Source organism: Enhydrobacter sp. (assembly GCF_030246845.1).
Classification (GTDB): domain Bacteria; phylum Pseudomonadota; class Alphaproteobacteria; order Reyranellales; family Reyranellaceae; genus Reyranella.
This window is the reverse complement of sequence record NZ_CP126889.1, coordinates 3,091,740-3,110,380: the sequence shown is the minus strand read 5'-3', so window position 1 is coordinate 3,110,380 and position 18,641 is coordinate 3,091,740. Positions and strand designations below refer to the sequence as shown.

Below are 18,641 nucleotides of genomic sequence, written 5' to 3'. Positions count from 1 at the left end.
AGATCTCGATCCATTTCGCCGGGAATCACTCCCGGTCCCGCGCCCATATTCGGAGCATGAACACCTTGGTCCCCCTTGAGACCTTGCGCGGCGACTATCGCGGGATGGCGACCGACTGGACGGTGCCGCAAGAGCTCGACCACTATTCGGCCGAAGACCAGGCCGTCTGGCGCCTGCTCGCCGAGCGGCAGACGCTTCTGGCGCATCGGCATGCCTGCTCCGAGTTCATCCACGGATTGCGCACGCTCGGCATCAGCAAGACGATTCCCGACTTTGACGAGGTCAACCGACGACTCGAGCCACTGACAGGCTGGCGGGTCGTCGGCGTGCCGGGACTCATCCCGGACCAGGCCTTCTATGACCATCTGGCGCATCGCCGGTTTCCGGTCACGGTCTGGATCCGCAGGCGTTCGGAGATCGACTATCTGGTCGAGCCGGACCTGTTCCACGACTTCTTCGGCCACGTGCCGCTGCTCGGCAATCCGGTGTTCGCCGACTATATGCAGCTCTACGGGCGGCGCGGCATCGAGGCCGGACCGCAGATCGACCTGCTGGCGCGGCTCTACTGGTACACGGTCGAGTTCGGTCTGATCCGCACGCCGCAGGGCCTCAAGATCTACGGCGCGGGCATCCTCTCCTCGGCACGCGAGGTGCGGCACGCGATCGAGGACGAGGGTGTCGAGCGCCTGCCGTTCGAGGCCTCGACCGTGATGCACCGGCCCTACGAGATCGACAAGCTGCAGAACACCTACTTCGTGCTCGACGACTTCCGCCAGCTCTTCGAGGCCGCCAACACGCGCATCGCCTGAGCTATACTCCTCCGACTGAACCCGAGGAGGAGAGAGCCCGATGACCATCCGTCGCGTGACGTCGCCTGCCGTGCCCGAGCCGCCGCCCGAGCGCTGGTCCAATTGCCTGGTCTGCGATGGCATCGCCTATGTATCGGGGATGACAGCGCGCGGCACCGATCCCAAGGTGCTGGCCACATTGGACGAGTACGAGCAGGGCAAGATCGTTTTCGGCAAGATCAAGGGCATGCTCGAGGCCGCGGGCGGCGCGATGGCCGACGTCGTGAAGGTCACGATCTTCGTGACCAACATCAAGAACAACACCAAGGTCTGGGCAGCGCGGCGCGAGTTCTTCACCGGCAACTTTCCCGCCTCGACCCTGGTCGAGGTGCGCGCGCTCGCCGCCCCCGAGATCCTGGTCGAGATCGAGGCCATCGCCCATATCGGCAAGGGCCCGCGTTAGGCTTCAATCGCCTCGTGTCATCCCGAGCGCAGCGCGGGATCGTTTGCGGCACCGATCAAGGATTCCTTCCTTCGACTTCGCTCAGGACAGGTGCTGCGCTCGGAATGACACCACATCGCGGCCGGCGAGTTACGCCGCCTTCACCTCGCGTTCGGCCTTGAGCGCGCGGACGGTCTGGCGCAGCGCGTGCACCGTCCTCTCGATCTCGGCGCCGCCATGGAAGGCCGAGACGAAGCCGCCGGGCGCACCCATCACGTCGACGCCGTGGGTCATCAGGCCCATGCGGATCTTGCCGCTGAGCGGGCCCGAGCGCGCGCCCTTCAGCTTGGCGAAGCCCAGCTTCAAGGGATCGAAGGTCGCGGGATCGACCGCCTCGCCGGTCGGATTGGGATAGATCAGGAAGGTCGAGGACTGGCCGTAGATGCCCCACGGCACACTCTCCTCGACCAGCACCTGGCGCAGCGCCCCGCGCAGCTCGGCCGCCGTCCTGTTCGCTTTCTCGGCAAGGTCCTCGTCGCGCACCAGCGACAGCGCCGTGACGGCGGCCGCGGCCGACAGCGGATTGGCGTTGTAGGTGCCGGGATGGGCGATCTTCTCCTGGTTCTTCGCCGCCGTCGCGGCGTGATCGATGCGGTCGAGGATCTCGCGCTTGCCGGCCACCGCGCCGCCCGGCAATCCGCCCGCCACGATCTTGGCGAGGATGCAAAGGTCTGGCGTGACTCCCAGCGCCTTCTGCGCCCCGCCCGACGACCAGCGGAAGCCGGTGATGACCTCGTCCATCAGCATCACGACGCCGCGGCGCGCCGTCACCTCGCGGATCGCCGGCGCGAAGCCCGGGGGCAGCGGCACCTGCCCCCACGAGGCGCCGGACGGCTCGAACATCACGGCGGCGATGTCGTCGCGCTCCTCGAGGAGCTTCACGACCGGCTTCACGTCGTCGGCCGGCATCAGGATCGTGAGATCGGTGACGCTCTGCGGCACGCCGGGCGTGGTCGTGCCGTCGTAGTGCGAGACCGCGCCCGCGGCGACCGTGTCGTGCCAGCCGTGGAAGTGGCCGACGAAGCGCACGATCCTCTCCTTGCCGGTATGGGCGCGCGCCAGCCGGATCGCCATGTGCGAGGCCTCGGTGCCCGAGGCCGTGAAGCGCACCTTCTCGGCCGACGGCACCAGCTCGCAGACGAGCTCGGCCCAGCGCACCTCGAGCTCGTGGCTCGAGCCGTAGTGCGTGCCGAGCTCCATCTGCCGCTTCACCGCCTCGACGATCGCGGGATGCGAATGGCCGAGCAGCAGCGCGCCGTGACCGCCGAAATAGTCGACGTACTCGTTGCCGTCGACGTCCCATTTGCGCGGTCCCTTGGCGCGCGAGACGTGGATCGAATAGGGATCGAGATAGCGCGCGTCGTGCGTGATGCCGCTCGGCAGCACCTTGCGCGCCCGCTCGTACAGAGCGGCCGAGCCGCCGGTGCGGGCCTTGTAGTCGGCCACGACGGCGGAGTTCGTTTGTGATGAATCGTTCTTTTGCGCGCTCATACTTGCCCTCAACTCAGCTAATGGCCGAACATCGCAAGCCTCGCTTGTCTCGCCAAGGGGCCCGGCCCTATCGTTTCCTGTCTTTCGCAGACCGGAGTCCCAAGTGAACGCCCCAGTGAACGTGAAGCCGCGTGGACGGCAGTTCTTCAACAATCCCGGCCCGACCAACATTCCCGACCGCATCCTGCGGGCGATGGATCGGCCGGTAATGGATTTCCTGGCGCCGGAATTCCTCGAGATCCAGCGCGCCTGCATGGCGGGCGTGAAGCGCATCCTGAAGACCGACCAGACGTTGTTCGTCCATGCCTCGACCGGCCACGGCGCCTGGGAGGCTGCGGTGGCCAATCTGTTCTCGCCCGGCGAGACCGTTCTCGTGGTCGAGACCGGCTACTTCTCGATGGGCTGGAAGGAAATGGCGGAGACGCTGGGGCTCAAGGTCGAAACCGTGCCGGCCGACTGGCGCAAAGGCGTCGATATCGCCAAGCTCGCCGAGCGCCTCGCCGAGGACAAGGCGCACGAGATCAAGGCGGTGCTCGCCGTGCACAACGAGACGGCGACCGGCATGGTGCTGCCGCTGGCGGAGGTTCGCCGCGCGCTCGACGAGGCCAAGCATCCGGCGCTGCTCCTGTCCGACACGATCTCGTCGCTCGGCAGCATGGAATACAAGATGGACGCGTGGGGTGTCGACGTGACGGTCGGCGGCAGCCAGAAGGGCCTGATGATGCCGACCGGCATGGCGATCACCGGCGTCAGCGCCAAGGCGATGGAGGCGTCGCGCACCTCGAAGATGCCGAAGTACTACTTCAACTGGCAACTGATGGAGGCGCGGCCGCCGCAGCGGTTCATCGGCACCGTGCCGGTGCACTTCTTCTTCGGCCTGCAGGAATCGATCAGGATGCTGGAGGAGGAAGGCCTCGACGCGGTGTTCGCGCGCCATGCCCGGCTGGCCGAGGCGACGCGCGCCGCGGTGCGCGCCTGGGGCGCGAACGGCAAGGGGCCGACGCTGTACGGCCAGACGCCGGAGCGCCTGTCCAACTCGGTGACCACGGTGCTGATGCCCGAGGGTGTGAGCTCGGACGGCCTGCGCAAGGCGGCACTCGAGCGTTACAACCTTTCCCTGGGCGGAGGGCTGGGGCCGCTGATGGGCAAGGTGTTCCGCATCGGCCATCTGGGCGACCTCAACGAACCGATGTTGCTCGGCTGCCTCGCCACGACGGAACTCGCCATGAAGACGGCCGGCGTCCCCTTCGCGCCCGGCGGCGTGGATGCCGCCATCGATTCGCTGGCGGGCCAAGCCTAGAAGGCTGGGCCTAGAAGGCTGGCTTGCCCGCGGCGACGGCGATCAGGCGCTCGGGCTTGATCGACGACAGGGACGTGCCCTTCGCGACCGTCGGCGGGACCGCGACGTCTCTCACCGGCTCGAAGCGCACCGACGCGGGGTTGAAGGCGTAGAGCTGGCCTTCGACGAGGTTGAACCACCAGGCATGCAGGCGGAGCTTGCCGGCGGCGACACGATCCGCAATCCAGGGAAAGCTCATCAGATTGACGATGCTGCTCAGCACCGCCGCCTGCTCGACGGCACGATTGATCTCTGCGCTCGGCTTGCCCGCGAGCTCGCGCACGGCGACGTCGCGCACCTCCTGTGCGACGGCCATCCAGGTCGAGAGATAGTCGTAGCTGGCATAGGCGCTCGACCGTTCGCCGTCGACCAGCGCGGCGATGCCGCCGCACAGCGCATGTCCGAGCACCACCACATGCTGGACCTCGAGGCCGCGCACCGCGAACTCGATCGCGGCCGACGTGCCGTGCTGACGTTCGTCCGGCGGGATCTGCGCCGGCGGCACCATCGCGGAGATGTTGCGCACGGTGAAGATGTCGCCCGGCCGTGTCCGCGTCAGGATGCCGGGATCGACGCGCGCATCGGAGCAGCCGATCACCAGCACCTCCGGCGACTGCCCCTCGGTGGCGAGCTTCTCGAAGAGATCGAGGTGCTCGCGATAGTAGCCCAGGCGAAAATCCGCAAAGCCCTTCAGAAGTCGTTCAAACGCCATGATGTCTCGCCTACGATGCGGGTCATTCCACGGACAAGGGACATGACCCAGGAACTGCTCTACGACAAGCGCGGCGATATCGGCTGGATCACCTTCAACCGGCCGCAGGCCCGCAACGCGCTCACTTTCGCGATGTATGAAGGATTGGCCGAGATTTGTGGCCGCGTCGCCGCGACGCACGAGGCCAAGGTGCTGGTGATCACCGGCGCCGGCGACAAGGCCTTCGCGGCCGGCACCGACATCGGCCAGTTCAAGTCGTTCAAGAATGGCGACGACGGCATCGCCTACGAGCGCAAGATGGACCGCATCCTGGACGCGGTCGAGCGCTGTGCGGTCCCGACCATTGCCGCGATCGCGGGCTACTGCACCGGCGGCGGCGCGGGAATCGCCGCCGTCTGCGACTTCCGCATCGCCTCGGCCTCGGCGCAGTTCGGCTTCCCGATCGCGCGCACGCTGGGCAACTGCCTGTCGATGGCGAACTATGCCCGACTCGCGAGCCTGATCGGCCCGCAGCGCGTCAAGGAGATGATCCTGCTCGCCAGGCTGGTGGATGCATCGACGGCGCTGCAGATCGGCCTGGTGAGCGAGGTGCTGCCGGATGTCGCCGCGCTGCAGGCGCGGGCCGAGGCGCTGGCCACGACCCTTGCCGGCCATGCACCCCTCACCATGCGGTCGACCAAGGAGGCGCTGCGCCGCCTGCAGGCGAAGATCGGCGACGAGAATATCGACGACCTGATCCGCCATACCTACGGCAGCGCCGACTTCCGCGAGGGCATGAGCGCGTTCCTGGAGAAGCGGCCGCCGAAATGGAGCGGCCGCTGAGGCTCAGGCCTGCCAGAAGCGTTTGCGGCTTTCCTTCCATTGCTCGGCGCGGCTGAGGCCGACATCGGCCAGCGCACGATCGTCGAGCAGGGCAAGCTGCCGGCGCGAGCGGCTGCGGTCTCGCCACAACGACAGTGTCGACAAAAGGAAAGGCCAGAGACGTCGGGCGTTCGACCCGCCCGCAAACGCATCGAGGCGAAGGACGTTGTGCATGGGTCGACCTTGCCGATCGGCCCATGTTCGAGGTTACGGCGCCAGCCGAAGCGTCAGAAGCTTGCCTCGACAGCGCCGAGACCGACGAACTCGCCACGCGCTTTCGTGCCGGGCGGGTAGTAGCGCAAGCCGGTCCACGAGCCGGTGGTGATCGCCTGGCCCTTGCGGATGCCGCCGCGACGACGCACGGCGTGGTCGATCATCCACGCGAGCGGTCGCACCGGATCGACGGCGCCGAGCCCGCCTTTCTGATCGACCTCCATCCGACCATCGATCAGGAGCCTCACCTGCAGGCTCGGCCAGTCGAGGGAACGCCACGCCTCGATACCGCCGCCGACCACCAGCGCTTGGTTCATCTGGTTGTCGGCGAGCAGCCATTCGGGATCGACGTCCTTGAAGTCGGCGAGCCGCGTGTCGACCACTTCCATGCCGACGAAGGCGTCGCCCACGGCATCGAGCGCCTCGTCCTGCCCGACCGGCTCCTCGCGTGAGGGAATGTCGCGCACGATGTGGAACGAGATCTCGATCTCCACGCCGATCATGTGCATCGCCTTGCCGTCGAAGCTGGCCGGCGAGCGGACCAGCGCGCCGGCCAGCAACGGGGCAGGATTGGGCTCGGCCGTCGGCGTGCGGGCGCCGACCTTCCAGCCCGACACCGGTCCCGCGGCTTTGGCGACGCCGTCCTGGATGGCGTAGACCGCATTGCGATCCGGCAAGGCAAACGGCGGCGTCATCTGCTTGCCGGAACGGCGCGCCTGCAGCAGCAGGCGGACGGCGTGGGAAATGTCGGGCGTCATGCTAAGCTCCGATCGTCACCAAAGACCGGAGGGAACATGCCCTACGCGAGCGGCCGCGTCATTCACGACGCCGATGCGCATATCATGGAAGTGCCGGGTTTCCTCGAAGGGCATCTCGAAGCGAAGTATCGTGCCGTCGTCACCGATGCCGCGCTGTTTCCTCGCCGCGAGGGCTTTCACAGCCATCTCACCGCAGCGCATCTCGAAAAGGCGCCGGCTGCGTTCGACGAGTCGCAGATCATGCTCGCCAAGAACTGGGATGCGCTCGGCTCTTACCGCAAGCAGGACCGCACGCGCTCGATCGACCTGTTGGGCTTTTCGAGCCAGCTCATGTTCACCACGGCGCTGCTCAACTATTCGACCGTGCTGGAGGCCGGCCGCGATCCCGATCTCGCCTATGCCGTCGCGCGCGCCCACACGCGCCATATGGTCGACTTCTGCTCGGTCGATCGCCGCCTGCTGCCGACCGGGTACGTACCGCTCATCGACTTCGAGCGCACCGCGAAGGCGGCGCGCGAGTCGATCGAGCTCGGTGCCAAGGCATTGCTGATCCCGTCGCGCTGTCCCGACGACCACTCGCCGAGCCATATCGGCTTCGATCCGTTGTGGGCGATCGCCCAGGAAGCCGGCCTGCCGATCGTGTTCCATGTCGGCGGCGGCGGAAAACTCCTGGAGGACGCCTATTTCAACAACGGCCTGCCGCCGGTGCCCGACTTCCACGGCGGCGACGACAATTTCAGGTCGATCGACTACATGGCGATCGCCTATCCGCCGATGAAGGCGATGACGGCACTGATCGTCGACCGCGTGCTGGACCGCTTCCCGCGGCTGAAGTTCGGCGTCATCGAGCAGGGCGCCTCGTGGGTGCCGGGCTGGATGCGCAACATGGATTCGGCCCACAACGCCTTCTACAAGAACGAGGAGCGGCTGCAGGAGATGGCGCTCAAGCCCAGCGAGTACGTGCGGCGCCAGGTGCGCGTGACGCCCTATCCGCACGAGGATGCCGGCTGGATCATCGCCAATTCCGGCGACGAGGTGTGCCTCTTCTCGTCGGACTATCCGCACGTCGAAGGCGGGCGCCATCCGATCAAGCGCTTCGAGGCGTCGATGGAAAAGGCGGGCGTCAGCGAAGGGCAGAAGCAGCGCTTCTATTGCGACAACTTCGTCGATCTCATGGGCGCGGGCCTCACGCCGGAATTGCGAGCGGCGGCATGAAGAGCTACGCGACACTGCTCACCGAGCGTACCGGCGCGGTCCTCAAGATCACGGCCAACCGGCCGGAAGTCCTGAACGCGCAGAGCCGGATCCTGCTCGAGGAGCTGGACCACGCCTTCAAGGCGGCAGTCGACAGCGACGAGGTGCGTGTCATCATCCTGGCGGGCGCCGGCAAGCACTTCTCGGCCGGCCACGATCTCGGCAGCCCGCAGGAAATGGAGGACCAGAAGAAGACGCTGCTCGAGCCCGGCTTCAAGGGCGAGTACCGGCGTCTCTGGGAACGCTTCTTCGAGAACACGATGCGCTGGCGCGACCTGCCGAAGCCCACCATCGCCCAGGTCCAAGGCTACTGCATCATGGGCGGCATGATGATCGCCTCGGCCTGCGACCTCATCGTTGCCAGTGACGATGCGCTGTTCGCCGACCGCGCCGTCAGATGGGGCGGTGCACACGTGCAGTACTTCTCGATGCCGTGGGATCTCGGCCCGCGCAAGGCCAAGGAATATCTCTTCACCGGCGATTTCATCACCGCGGCGCAGGCGGAGAAGGCGGGGCTGGTGAACCGGGTCGTGCCGCGCGCCGAGCTCGAGGAGGAAACGATGGCGCTCGCGCAACGGATCGCCGAGCGCGACCCCTTCGCGCTCAAGTTCGCCAAGGCGTCCGTCAACGAGATGCAGGACGCCCAGGGCTGGCGTCAGGCGATGGAAGGCGCCTTCAAGAACTACATGCTGACCATCCCGCACCGCATCGAGCTCGGCACCTACGGCCCGGCGGCGCGCGAGAAGGCGCCGAAGGACCGGTTCGGGGTGTTGAACAAGAAGTCATGAGTCTTCCGAACCGCGCTGATCTCGCGCGCTCACGAGCTCGAGCGAGCTGGAAGCTCGCGGTCCGCAAGACATGAACTACGCCGCGCGGCGCTTGCGCTCCTCCATCTCCACGCCCATCGCCTGGGCGACCGCCGGCCGCTGCAGGTGGTTCTGGTGATCGGCATGGAGTGTCGGCCACCTCTTGAGATCGCAGCCCACGAAGCCGAACCAGTTGAGCAGCGTCACGAGATAGGCGTCGGCGACGGTGAACCGGTCGCCGACGAGAAAGCTGCCGCCCCCCAGCCGGCGCGCGATATAGTCGAGCGTCGGTCCGAGCAGCGCCTTGGCCGCCGTCTTGGTCTCGGCCGGAGCGTCGGGCGCGAAGATCGGCTGGAACAGCTTCTTGTGCACCTCGGTGGCGAGGTAGTTCAGCGTGTCGATCAGGCGGTAGCGCTCGATCGTGCCCCAGGCCGGCGCGAGGCCCGCCTCGGGCTTGCGGTCGGCGAGGTACTGCAGCACCGACGAGCCCTCGTTCAGGACCTCGCCGCTCTCGAGCCGCAGCGCCGGGACATAGCCGTTGGCGGCGATGGCGAAGAAGTCGCCGCCCTCGTCGGTCTTCTTGTCCTTCACGAAGCGCACCCTGACGGGCAGGCCGGCCTCGAGGGCAGTGATGTGCGAGGCCAGCGAGCAGGCCATCGGTGAGGCGAACAGTTCCATCGCATCCTCCATGTTTTTATGCGATGCTGTACAGAAATGCGCTCGGACGGCTGAGTCAAGGATTATTATGCGAAATGGTACAAAATTGGTCGAGCCGGCGCAGAAGCGGCCAAGAGGGCGTCCGCGTTCGTTCGACACCGCCGAGGTGCTCGACCGCGTGCGCACGGTGTTCATGGACAAGGGCTTCGCCGGCGCCTCGCTCGACGAGCTGGCCGAGGCGGCCGGGCTCAACCGGCCCAGTCTCTACGCCGCCTTCGGCGACAAGGAGCAGCTCTATATCCACACCTTGCGCTTCTACGGCGACAAGAGCCTTGCCGGCCTGCAGGCGATCCTGGGCGGCAAGGGCTCGATCGAGCGGCGTCTGGGGCAGGTCTTCGACGCCGCGATCGACCTCTATACCGCGCCACCCCGGCCGCGCGGCTGCCTGATCGTGGGCACCGCGGCCGTCGAGGCGCCGACACATCCCAGGATCGCGGCGATGGCGCAGGCGCTTTTGCAGGAGTTCGAGCAGTGCTTCGAGGCAGCCTTCGCCAGGGCAGTGGCTGCTGGCGACCTCGGCCGGTCACCCAGCCCGGCCGCGCGCGCACGGATCGCAGGCTCCCTTCTCGATACGCTCGCCATCCGGGCCCGGATCGGCGTTTCGCCATCGGAACTCAAGGCTTTCGCCGCCTCGATGGTGCCGGCGATTTGTGGTTAAGGCCAACGCCGTGTTACATTGCCTTAACTACTACCTCTAACTGAATGAAATTATGTACAAAAAACTGCACGTTGCCGTCGCCACGGCATGCCTCGGCATTGGCTCCGCTTCCGCCCAGACCCAACCCATCGACATTCCGACCTCGGCTTACGGGCCGACATGGACAGGCCCCTATCTGGGCGCTGCTTTCGGCGTCCAGGCGATGGTCGACCGGGCGAACCTCGCGGGATTCGGTCCGGTGCTCAGCGTCGATGGGTTGGGCGGCCAGGGTGTCTTCGGCTCCATTTATGGCGGCTTCGACTACCAGTTCATCCCGCAAGCCCTGGTCGGCGGGGTCGCGGAGCTCTCCTACGGTGGCCTCGACTCGACCGTCTCGGCCCAGGTGCCGGGTGCCGGCGCGACGTTGACGACGCATCCCGACCTCGGTTGGGCCCTGTTGCTGCGCGCCGGCGTATTGCCCACGCCGTCCACCCTGCTCTATGGCATCGGCGGCTACACGGGACAGAATATGCATACCACCGCATCGGCGTTCGGCGGCGGCGGATCGGCATTCTTCGACAGCCGCGACACGTTCAACGGCTGGACAGTCGGCGGCGGCGTGGAAACGAAGCTGGGCGCGGGCTGGTCGACCAAAGTCGAGTATCGCTACAGCCAGTACGGGCAGAAGACCTTGCCCGGCACGGCCCTCAGCCTGTGGCCGTCGATCCATACGGCCCGCATCGGTCTTTCCTATCGGTTCGGTGCCCCGGGCGGCGCGACGTCTGAGGCTCGCCTAGCGACAACCGAGCGCCAGGTCAATTGGACCGGCGTCTATCTCGGCGGCGCGGGCGGCGCGGGGGCCCTCAGCAACAACGTGAACGCGAGCGCCGGCGGCGCGTCGGCGAGCGCCAATACGGGTGGCCAGGGCCTGCTGGGCTCGGTCTTCGCGGGCGCTGACTATCAGGTCACCGACCGCGCCTTGGTCGGCGTGATGGGCGATCTCACCTGGGCCGGCCTGCAATCGACGACGAGCTCGACGACAGGCAACGCGTTCGCCGGTGTGACGTCGCGCCAGAACATGTCGTGGAGCATCCTCGGCCGCGTGGGCTTCCTGCCGACGCCGTCGACGCTCATCTACGCCGCCGCCGGCTACACCGGCACGACCTTCACCACGACGGTCTCGGCCGCAGCGCCCGGCGCCTTTGTCAGCGCGTCCCAGGACAACACGCTCGGCGGGTGGACGGTCGGACCGGGTGTGGAGATGCGCATCGCCGACGGCTGGTCGACGCGCATCGAATATCGCTATACGCAATTCGGCCAGGCGTCGGCGTACGGCGCGACCTTCCAGCCCTCGAACCAGACGATTCGCGCCGGCCTCTCCTACAAGTTCGGCGGCGGCTGATCCCGGGGCGGGGAGCGCGATGGCCCTCCATCCCTGGAGCGGAGGGTTTCGCTCCCTGGCCGACGAATGGAACTATCGCGTCGAGGACATCGACGGCGAGGTGCCCGCTGCGCTGCGGGGCACGTTGTTCCGCAACGGCTCCGGCCGCAACGATCTCGACGGCAAATGGTTCGCCCACTGGTTCGACGGCGACGGCATGATCCACGCCATCCGCTTCGGGCCGGACGGCATCCGCTATCGCAACCGCTACGTCGCCACGGCGAACTATCGCGACGAGACCCGCGCCGGCCGGATCGTCTATCGCGGCTTCGGCAAGATGCGTCCCGGCGGCATGCTGGCGAACATCTTCCGTCCGCTTGCCAATGTCTCGAACACGTCGGTCGTGCTCGAAAGCGGGCGCCTGCTGTCGCTCTGGGAAGGCGGGCCGCCCTATGAGCTCGATCCGCGGACACTGGAGACCAGGGGCATTGCCGACTTCGGCGGCACCGTCCGGGCGTTTTCCGCCCATCCCAAGATCGATCCCGAGAGTGGCGAGCTGTTCAATTTCGGCATCGACTACGGACCCAACACCACGCTCACGCCCTATCGCCTGAAGGACGGCAAGGCGGCATCGCTGCCCGCGGTGACACTGCCCTATCCGCTGATGAACCATGACTTCGTGCTCACGCGGCATCATCTCGTCTTCTGTCTCGGTCCGATCTTGGTTCATCCATTGAAGATGATCCTGGGCCTCGCGAGCTTCGACGGCGCGCTTCACTGGGACAGCGGCAAGCCGACGCTGATCCTGCTCGTACCGCGAGACGGCGACGGGAAGCCGCGCATCATCGAGGCCGATCCCTTTTTCCAGTTCCACTTCGCCAACGGCTACGAGGAGGGTGGTACGATCATCCTCGATCTGGCGCGCTATCCGGACTATTCGGTGATCGGCCAGGCGCTGCGCGACTTCTGGCGCTCCGACTGGCCGGCGAGGGGCATGGCGACCTTGACGCGACTGCGCGTCGATCTCGCCAGCGGGAAGGTCGAGACACAGGCTTTCGCCGCGGGAACCGCCAACGAGTTTCCGACCATCAACCCCCTCTACGTCGGCAGGCGCCACCGATTTGCCTACATCGCCTGCAATTCCGCCGACAGCACGCTCGGACTGCAGCAACGGATCGCCCGCGTCGACGTCGAGAACGGCACGGTGGCGACACACGACTTCGGCCCGGGCGGCTATCCCGGTGAAGCGGTGTTCATTCCGACGGGCCGCGGGGCCGAAGACGATGGTGTCCTCGTCACGCTCGTCTTCGAGGCGAGGACCGAACGCAGCGCCATTGTCGGCCTCGATGCGCACAATGTCGCGGCGCCGCCCCTCTTCACGGCCCGGCTGAAGCATCACGCCCCCTTCGGCCTGCACGGCTGCTTCACGCCGCAGTTCTAGTCGGAGATCAGCTCTTGCCGATGGCGCGCCATATGGTCGGCCGCCAGGTCGAGGAAGGCGCGCACCTTGCTCGAGAGGTGGTGGCGCGTCGGATAGGTGGCGTTGATGGCGAAATCGATCGGCTTGTGATCGGGCAGCAGCCGGACGAGCCGGCCGGCCCGCAGATCGTCCGCCACGCCCAGAAACGACGCCGCCATCATGATGCCCTGCCCCGCCAGCGCCGCCTTCATCATGGTGGTCGCGCTGTTGGTGACGAGGTTGCCGGATACCCGGACCGAGACCTGTGCCGCTCCGGGCCCCACGAAGTGCCATTCCTCGCCGAAGGGATAGAGCGAGAAGCGCAGGCAGTTGTGGCGCTTCAGATCCTGGAGCTGCCGCGGCGCTCCGTGTCGTTCGAGATAGGACGGGGCGCAGCAGAGAATGTGGTGCCAGCTGACCAGCCGGCGCAGGATCAGGTTGGCCTCCGGCGGCTGGACGGCGCGAATTGCAAGATCCAGCCCCTCCTCGATCATGTCGACATTGCGCTCGCCGGCATTGAGGTCGACCGAGGCCTCGGGATAGCGGGCGAGGAAATCGATGACGACCGGCGCAATGAAGGGCACGAGGTGGGCGCCGGTATAGAGCCGCAGCGTGCCGCGCACCGTCGATTGCAGCAGGCCCGCCGCCTGGTCGGCCTCCTCAAGGTCGGCGAGGATACGGCGGCAACGCTCGTAGTAGGCCCTGCCCACATCGGTCAGGTTCACCCGCCGCGTGGTCCGGTTCAGCAAACGGGCTCCCAGTCGTCCCTCGAGCGCCTGGACATGGTTGCTGACCATGGTGGTGGACATGTTCAGCCGCCGTGCTGCAGCGGAAAATCCGCCTGACTCAACGACTTGAGAGAAAACCGTCAGGCCGGTGAGCCGATCCATCCGGGCCTCAATTATCAATCATTTCGGGATAATATTTCAAAAAATTGAGAGATTATCAATTGCTACACGCAAGGGCATCTATCCGGCATCAGAACGCGGAGTTTGCATGTCCCTGCTTTCTTATGCCGTCATCGCCGGTCTCGCCCGCAGCAACAGCGCGCTGCTTTCGAGGACCGCCCTGAAGCGTTCGGCGCTCGGCGTCGGTCTTCTGGCGACCCTCGGTGTCGCGATCGACTACGGCTATGACTACTGGAAAGTCGGCCAGTACCAGGTGTCGACGGACAACGCCTATGTCCAGGCCGATTACACCACGGTCGCGCCGCGGATCTCGGGATACATCACCGCGGTGCTGGTGGAGGACAACCAGAAGGTCAAGGCCGGCCAGGTGCTGGCGCGCATCGACGACCGCGACTTCCGCGTCGCGCTGGACCGGGCCAACGCCGAGGTCGAGGCGGCCGAGGCGGCCCTTCGCAACCTCGATGCACAGATCGCCCAGCAGCAGTCGGTGATCGACCAGACCGAGGCCGACATCGCCTCGGCCGAGGCCGCGCTCAGCTTCGCCAAGGCCGACAACGCCCGCTACAGCGCCCTGGTGAAGACCGGATACGGCACCGTGCAGCGCGCCCAGCAGGCCGAGACGGCGCTCAAGGAGAAGACCGCCCAGCTCCGGCACGACCGCGCCAGCCTGCTGGTTGCCGAGCGCAAGGTCGATGTGCTGAGGACCGAGCGCGGCCGCGCCGAAGCGAGCCGGGACCGCAGCCTCGCCAACCGACACCAGGCGGAGCTGAACCTTTCCTACACGACGGTCAGCGCGCCGGTCGACGGCACCGTCGGCGCCCGCTCGCTGCGCGTCGGCCAGTTCGTGCAGGCCGGCACGGCCCTGATGGCGGTGGTGCCGCTGCATGCCGTCTATGTCGTCGCCAACTACAAGGAAACGCAGCTTTCCCGCGTGCGCCCCGGCCAGCCGGCAAACGTCGAGATCGACAGCTTCCCGGGCGTGACGCTCGAGGGTCATGTCGACAGCCTGTCGCCGGCCAGCGGCCTCGAGTTCGCGCTGCTGCCGCCCGACAACGCGACCGGCAACTTCACCAAGATCGTGCAGCGCATTCCAGTCAAGATCGTGCTGGACGACGAAAAGCTCGAAGGCTTGCTGCGGCCCGGCATGTCGGTCGAGCCGACCATCGACACCAGGACGGCTCGGTAAGGAGACGACGATGACCGCCGCTTCTCCCGTGACCGCGCGGACCTGGATCGCCGTGATCGGCTCGACGCTCGGCGCCTTCATGGCGGTGCTCAACATCCAGATCGTCAATGCCTCGCTCGCCGACATCCAGGGCGCGATCGGGGCCGGCATCGACGACGGCGGCTGGATCTCGACCGCCTATCTGGTGGCCGAGATCGTGGTCATTCCCCTGAGCGGCTGGCTGGCGCGGGTCTTCTCGGTACGCCTCTATCTGCTCGCCAATGCCGCGCTCTTCCTCGCCTTCTCCGCCGCCTGTGCGCTGGCACAGAATCTCGGCCAGATGATCGTGCTGCGCGCTTTCCAGGGGTTCACCGGCGGCGTGCTGATCCCGATGGCCTTCACCCTCATCATCACGCTGCTGCCGGCGGCCAAGCAGCCGATCGGGCTTGCCCTGTTCGCGCTCTCCGCCACCTTCGCACCGGCGATCGGCCCGACGATCGGCGGCTATCTCACGGAAAACTGGGGTTGGGAATACATCTTCTACGTCAATCTCGTGCCGGGCGGCGTGATGCTTGCCATGCTGTGGTTCTCGCTGGAACGGGCGCCGATGCAGCTCGGCCTGCTGCGCAACGGCGACTGGGCCGGCATCGCCACCATGGCGATCGGGCTCAGCGCCCTGCAAACGGTGCTGGAGGAAGGCAACAAGGACGACTGGTTCGGCTCGCCCTTCATCGTGCGGCTGTCGATCGTGGCCGTGGTCGCGCTCTCCCTCTTCGTCTGGATCGAGCTCAGGACCGGCCATCCGCTGCTGAACCTGCGGCTGATGCTGCGGCGCAACTTCGGCTTCGGCCTGTTCGCCAATTTCCTGCTGGGCATCGCGCTCTACGGCTCGGTGTTCATCCTGCCGGTCTATTTGTCGCGCATCCAAGGCTACAACTCGGAGCAGATCGGCATGGTGCTGGCCTGGACCGGCCTGCCGCAGCTCGTGCTGATCCCGCTGGTGCCGCGCCTGATGAAACGATTCGACGCGCGTCTCGTGATCGTGGTGGGCTTCGCCCTGTTTGCAGGCAGCAACTTCATGAACATCTACATGAGCGCCGACACCGCCGCCGACCAGCTTCTGGTACCCAACATCGTGCGGGCGATCGGCCAGGCGCTGGTGATGACGCCGCTCTCGGCCGTTGCCGCCGCCGGTATCGAGGCGGCCAACGCCGGATCCGCCTCGGCCCTGTTCAACATGATGCGCAATCTCGGCGGGGCGATCGGCATTGCCGGACTGCAGACCTTCCTCACCAAGCGCGAGCAGTTCCATTCGAACATCCTCGGCCAGTCGGTCTCGCTCTTCGACGAAGCCACGCGCCGCAGGCTCGACCAGCTCACTCATTACTTCCTGGGCCATGGCGTGAGCGATCAAGCTCTCGCCTGGCACAAGGCGGTGGTCGCCATCGGCAATCGCGTGCACCAGCAGGCCTACACCATGGCCTTTGCCGACACGTTCTACCTGCTGGGCATGGCGCTCGTGGCCGCCTTGCTGGCGACGCTGCTGCTCAAGAAGGCCGGACCGCTGTCGGCCGGCGGAGCTCACTGACTGATCGACCAAAAAGGAGGAAATCGATGAAACCGAGATTGAATGCCTACCAGGCCGCGCCGGCCGTCATGAAGGCGATGATGGCGCTCGAAAGCCAGGCCGCCGGCAGCGGGCTGGAGCCGGCGCTGATGGAGCTGGTCAAGATCCGGGCGTCGCAGATCAACGGCTGCGCCTTCTGCCTGCACATGCATACCCGCGACGCCCGGGCCAAGGACGAGAAGGAGGAGCGCATCTACCTGCTCGACGCCTGGCGCGAATCGCCGCTTTATTCCGAGCGCGAGCGGGCGGCCCTTGCCTGGACAGAAGCCGTCACGCTCGTGAGCCAGACCCACGTTCCGGACGATGTCTACGAGCAGGCCCGGGCCGAGTTCTCCGAGGAGGAGCTGGTGAAGCTCACGCTCCTGATCACGACCATCAATGCCTGGAACCGCTTCGCCATCGGCTTCCGTTCGGTCCATCCGGTCGACGTGAAAGCTCAATCGAACGCGGCATAGCACCACTTCCGACGACCAGAGATCCCTCGCTGAGATGGTGTCGTCCCGAGCGAAGCGAGGGATCTTTCGTTGTGCAAGGGTGGGACGATCGGGCGACTCGGCAAGCGCAGGCGGCGGCTGCTAGAGTCCCGCCGACAAAAGGAAGGGATGAAACCGATGGCCGAGCCACGGACCATGTTCGAGAAGATCTGGCAGCGTCATGTCGTCGTCGATCGCGATGACGGCTATACGCTGCTCTATATCGACCGGCATTTGATGCACGACGGATCGGCGGCCGCCTTTGCGCGGCTGAAGGAGCGGAACATGAAGGTCCGCCGCCCCGACCGCAGCTTCGCCACGCCCGATCACTACGTCCTGACCAGCAGCCGCCGTCCGCAAGACATCGCCGATCCTCAGCAACGACATCTGGTCGAGGTCATCAAGGAGAATTGCGAGGCGCACGGCGTCACTGTCTTTGCCGCCGGCGATCCCCGCCAGGGCATCATCCATGTGGTCGGGCCCGAGCAAGGGCTCACGCAGCCGGGCCTGTTGATGGTGTGCGGCGATTCGCACACCTCGACCCACGGTGCGCTGGGCGCGCTCGCCTTCGGCATCGGCTCGTCGGAAGTGACGCATGTGATGGCGACGCAGTGCCTGTGGCAGCGCAAGCCGAAGGCGATGCGCATCAATGTCGATGGCCGCCTGGGCGACGGCATCACCGGCAAGGACATCATCCTCGCCATCATCGGCAAGATCGGCGCCGCCGGTGCCGTCGGCCATGTGATGGAATATGCCGGCAGCGCGATCCGCGCGCTGTCGATGGAAGGCCGGCTCACCCTCTGCAACATGTCGATCGAGGCCGGCGGGCGCGCCGGCATGGTGGCGCCGGACGACACCACCTTCGCCTACCTGAAGGACAAGCCCTATGCCCCCAAAGGCGAGATGTGGGACAAGGCGATGGCGTTCTGGCACAGCCTGCCGACGGAGGCCGGCGCCACCTTCGATCGCGAGGTGACGCTCGACGGCTCGGAGGTCGCGCCCATGGTGACCTGGGGCACCAGTCCGGAGGATGCGCTGTCGATCTCGGGCCGCGTTCCCGATCCCGCCTCGGCGGCGGACCAGACCAAACGGGAAAGCATGCAGCGCGCCCTCGACTACATGGACCTGAAGCCCGGCACGCCGGTCGACCAGATACCGGTCGATCGCGTGTTCATCGGCTCCTGCACCAACAGCCGCATCGAGGATCTGCGCCTGGCTGCCCGGATCGCCAAAGGTCGCAAGGCGCAGGTGCCGACCTGGGTCGTCGCGGGCTCGGGCCTCATCAAGCAGCAGGCCGAGGCGGAGGGCCTCGACAGGATCTTCCGCGAGGCCGGCTTCGAGTGGCGCGAGCCTGGCTGCTCGATGTGCATCGGCGTCAATGGCGACACGGGCATGCCGGGCCAGCGCATCGCCTCGACCTCGAACCGCAACTTCGTCGGCCGACAGGGACGCGGGGTGCGCACGCACCTCGTCAGCCCGGCAATGGCCGCGGCGGCGGCCGTGACCGGCCGCTTCACCGATGTGCGCAAGATGCTGGGCTAGGAGGAGCA

19 protein-coding genes are annotated in these 18,641 nt (G+C 66.5%); 13 read left to right on the top strand and 6 right to left on the bottom strand.

All coding sequences use genetic code 11. The annotated features are described in order from the left end of the window. Window positions 1–65: 65 nt before the first annotated feature. Window positions 66–809, top strand: coding sequence for a phenylalanine 4-monooxygenase (gene phhA / locus OJF58_RS15600; protein WP_300778614.1), 744 nt, complete (start codon window positions 66–68; stop codon window positions 807–809). 40 nt (window positions 810–849) lie between these two features. Beyond that, window positions 850–1,251, top strand: a complete 402-nt coding sequence (locus OJF58_RS15595) for a RidA family protein (RefSeq protein ID WP_300778613.1) — start codon at window positions 850–852, stop codon at window positions 1,249–1,251. Window positions 1,252–1,380: 129 nt separating this feature from the next. Here the strand turns inward: OJF58_RS15595 and OJF58_RS15590 are convergent, their stop codons facing one another. Beyond that, window positions 1,381–2,781 (bottom strand): aminotransferase class III-fold pyridoxal phosphate-dependent enzyme, encoded by a 1,401-nt coding sequence (locus OJF58_RS15590; RefSeq protein WP_300778612.1) that lies wholly within the window; start codon window positions 2,779–2,781, stop codon window positions 1,381–1,383. Window positions 2,782–2,884: 103 nt separating this feature from the next. Here OJF58_RS15590 and OJF58_RS15585 point away from each other — a divergent pair, with 103 nt between their 5' ends. Further along, window positions 2,885–4,081: an aminotransferase class V-fold PLP-dependent enzyme gene (locus tag OJF58_RS15585; protein ID WP_300778611.1), complete on the top strand. Its 1,197-nt coding sequence runs from the start codon at window positions 2,885–2,887 to the stop codon at window positions 4,079–4,081. A gap of 10 nt (window positions 4,082–4,091) precedes the next feature. Here OJF58_RS15585 and OJF58_RS15580 read toward each other — a convergent pair whose 3' ends face one another. Beyond that, a complete protein-coding gene (locus tag OJF58_RS15580) occupies window positions 4,092–4,832 on the bottom strand; it encodes a carbonic anhydrase (RefSeq protein WP_300778610.1) in 741 nt (246 codons plus the stop codon). 42 nt (window positions 4,833–4,874) lie between these two features. On the opposite strand from OJF58_RS15580, the gene OJF58_RS15575 reads away from it, so the two are divergent. Continuing rightward, window positions 4,875–5,654: an enoyl-CoA hydratase/isomerase family protein gene (locus OJF58_RS15575; RefSeq protein ID WP_300778609.1), complete on the top strand. Its 780-nt coding sequence runs from the start codon at window positions 4,875–4,877 to the stop codon at window positions 5,652–5,654. A 3-nt stretch (window positions 5,655–5,657) separates the two neighbouring features. Here OJF58_RS15575 and OJF58_RS15570 read toward each other — a convergent pair whose 3' ends face one another. Further along, window positions 5,658–5,867 carry a DUF1127 domain-containing protein gene (locus OJF58_RS15570; RefSeq protein WP_300778608.1) on the bottom strand — a complete coding sequence of 70 codons (210 nt, stop codon included), beginning with the start codon at window positions 5,865–5,867 and terminating at the stop codon, window positions 5,658–5,660. Window positions 5,868–5,920: 53 nt separating this feature from the next. Further along, window positions 5,921–6,664, bottom strand: a complete 744-nt coding sequence (locus tag OJF58_RS15565) for a hypothetical protein (protein WP_300778607.1) — start codon at window positions 6,662–6,664, stop codon at window positions 5,921–5,923. 36 nt (window positions 6,665–6,700) lie between these two features. Between OJF58_RS15565 and OJF58_RS15560 the strand changes: the two genes are divergently transcribed. Continuing rightward, window positions 6,701–7,879: an amidohydrolase family protein gene (locus OJF58_RS15560; protein ID WP_300778606.1), complete on the top strand. Its 1,179-nt coding sequence runs from the start codon at window positions 6,701–6,703 to the stop codon at window positions 7,877–7,879. Beyond that, complete coding sequence (locus OJF58_RS15555; RefSeq protein WP_300778605.1) at window positions 7,876–8,706, top strand: enoyl-CoA hydratase; 831 nt, start codon at window positions 7,876–7,878, stop codon at window positions 8,704–8,706. Before OJF58_RS15560 ends, OJF58_RS15555 begins: the two co-directional genes overlap by 4 nt. A 75-nt stretch (window positions 8,707–8,781) precedes the next feature. Here OJF58_RS15555 and OJF58_RS15550 read toward each other — a convergent pair whose 3' ends face one another. After that, the gene (locus OJF58_RS15550; RefSeq protein WP_300778604.1) at window positions 8,782–9,402 is read right to left on the bottom strand and encodes a glutathione binding-like protein; all 621 of its coding nucleotides are present in this window, start codon (window positions 9,400–9,402) and stop codon (window positions 8,782–8,784) included. 67 nt (window positions 9,403–9,469) lie between these two features. Between OJF58_RS15550 and OJF58_RS15545 the strand changes: the two genes are divergently transcribed. The 3 genes from OJF58_RS15545 to OJF58_RS15535 are packed head-to-tail and all read left to right on the top strand — an operon-like array spanning window position 9,470 to window position 12,900. Beyond that, window positions 9,470–10,099 (top strand): TetR/AcrR family transcriptional regulator, encoded by a 630-nt coding sequence (locus OJF58_RS15545; RefSeq protein ID WP_300778603.1) that lies wholly within the window; start codon window positions 9,470–9,472, stop codon window positions 10,097–10,099. Between the two features lie 52 nt (window positions 10,100–10,151). Next, window positions 10,152–11,480, top strand: a complete 1,329-nt coding sequence (locus OJF58_RS15540) for an outer membrane beta-barrel protein (protein ID WP_300778602.1) — start codon at window positions 10,152–10,154, stop codon at window positions 11,478–11,480. Between the two features lie 19 nt (window positions 11,481–11,499). Beyond that, window positions 11,500–12,900: a carotenoid oxygenase family protein gene (locus OJF58_RS15535; RefSeq protein WP_300778601.1), complete on the top strand. Its 1,401-nt coding sequence runs from the start codon at window positions 11,500–11,502 to the stop codon at window positions 12,898–12,900. Here the strand turns inward: OJF58_RS15535 and OJF58_RS15530 are convergent. Beyond that, entirely contained in the window at window positions 12,897–13,808 is a 912-nt protein-coding gene (locus OJF58_RS15530; protein ID WP_300778600.1) for a LysR family transcriptional regulator, read from the bottom strand. The two genes, OJF58_RS15535 and OJF58_RS15530, sit on opposite strands and share 4 nt — an antisense overlap. Before the next feature lie 106 nt (window positions 13,809–13,914). On the opposite strand from OJF58_RS15530, the gene OJF58_RS15525 reads away from it, so the two are divergent. The 4 genes from OJF58_RS15525 (at window position 13,915) to leuC (ending at window position 18,633) form a co-directional block, all read left to right on the top strand. Continuing rightward, window positions 13,915–15,012, top strand: a complete 1,098-nt coding sequence (locus tag OJF58_RS15525; RefSeq protein ID WP_300778599.1) for an HlyD family secretion protein — start codon at window positions 13,915–13,917, stop codon at window positions 15,010–15,012. A 10-nt stretch (window positions 15,013–15,022) separates the two neighbouring features. Then, on the top strand, window positions 15,023–16,579 hold the full coding sequence (locus OJF58_RS15520) for an MDR family MFS transporter (RefSeq protein WP_300778598.1): 1,557 nt from the start codon (window positions 15,023–15,025) through the stop codon (window positions 16,577–16,579). A gap of 26 nt (window positions 16,580–16,605) precedes the next feature. Further along, window positions 16,606–17,073: a carboxymuconolactone decarboxylase family protein gene (locus OJF58_RS15515; protein ID WP_300778597.1), complete on the top strand. Its 468-nt coding sequence runs from the start codon at window positions 16,606–16,608 to the stop codon at window positions 17,071–17,073. Between the two features lie 156 nt (window positions 17,074–17,229). Beyond that, on the top strand, window positions 17,230–18,633 hold the full coding sequence (gene leuC / locus OJF58_RS15510; protein WP_300778596.1) for a 3-isopropylmalate dehydratase large subunit: 1,404 nt from the start codon (window positions 17,230–17,232) through the stop codon (window positions 18,631–18,633). The last annotated feature ends 8 nt before the right edge of the window (window positions 18,634–18,641 follow it).

Excerpts from the sequence above, each read along its gene's own strand:
- OJF58_RS15590 (WP_300778612.1), bottom strand. The coding sequence starts at position 2,781 with ATGAGCGCGCAAAAGAACGATTCATCACAAACGAACTCCGCCGTCGTG.
- OJF58_RS15525 (WP_300778599.1), top strand. The coding sequence starts at position 13,915 with ATGTCCCTGCTTTCTTATGCCGTCATCGCCGGTCTCGCCCGCAGCAAC.
- OJF58_RS15555 (WP_300778605.1), top strand. The coding sequence starts at position 7,876 with ATGAAGAGCTACGCGACACTGCTCACCGAGCGTACCGGCGCGGTCCTC.
- leuC (WP_300778596.1), top strand. The coding sequence starts at position 17,230 with ATGGCCGAGCCACGGACCATGTTCGAGAAGATCTGGCAGCGTCATGTC.
- OJF58_RS15550 (WP_300778604.1), bottom strand. The coding sequence starts at position 9,402 with ATGGAACTGTTCGCCTCACCGATGGCCTGCTCGCTGGCCTCGCACATC.
- OJF58_RS15535 (WP_300778601.1), top strand. The coding sequence starts at position 11,500 with ATGGCCCTCCATCCCTGGAGCGGAGGGTTTCGCTCCCTGGCCGACGAA.
- OJF58_RS15595 (WP_300778613.1), top strand. The coding sequence starts at position 850 with ATGACCATCCGTCGCGTGACGTCGCCTGCCGTGCCCGAGCCGCCGCCC.
- OJF58_RS15540 (WP_300778602.1), top strand. The coding sequence starts at position 10,152 with ATGTACAAAAAACTGCACGTTGCCGTCGCCACGGCATGCCTCGGCATT.
- OJF58_RS15520 (WP_300778598.1), top strand. The coding sequence starts at position 15,023 with ATGACCGCCGCTTCTCCCGTGACCGCGCGGACCTGGATCGCCGTGATC.
- OJF58_RS15515 (WP_300778597.1), top strand. The coding sequence starts at position 16,606 with ATGAAACCGAGATTGAATGCCTACCAGGCCGCGCCGGCCGTCATGAAG.
- OJF58_RS15575 (WP_300778609.1), top strand. The coding sequence starts at position 4,875 with ATGACCCAGGAACTGCTCTACGACAAGCGCGGCGATATCGGCTGGATC.
- OJF58_RS15570 (WP_300778608.1), bottom strand. The coding sequence starts at position 5,867 with ATGCACAACGTCCTTCGCCTCGATGCGTTTGCGGGCGGGTCGAACGCC.
- OJF58_RS15580 (WP_300778610.1), bottom strand. The coding sequence starts at position 4,832 with ATGGCGTTTGAACGACTTCTGAAGGGCTTTGCGGATTTTCGCCTGGGC.
- OJF58_RS15545 (WP_300778603.1), top strand. The coding sequence starts at position 9,470 with ATGCGAAATGGTACAAAATTGGTCGAGCCGGCGCAGAAGCGGCCAAGA.
- OJF58_RS15530 (WP_300778600.1), bottom strand. The coding sequence starts at position 13,808 with ATGGATCGGCTCACCGGCCTGACGGTTTTCTCTCAAGTCGTTGAGTCA.
- OJF58_RS15560 (WP_300778606.1), top strand. The coding sequence starts at position 6,701 with ATGCCCTACGCGAGCGGCCGCGTCATTCACGACGCCGATGCGCATATC.
- OJF58_RS15565 (WP_300778607.1), bottom strand. The coding sequence starts at position 6,664 with ATGACGCCCGACATTTCCCACGCCGTCCGCCTGCTGCTGCAGGCGCGC.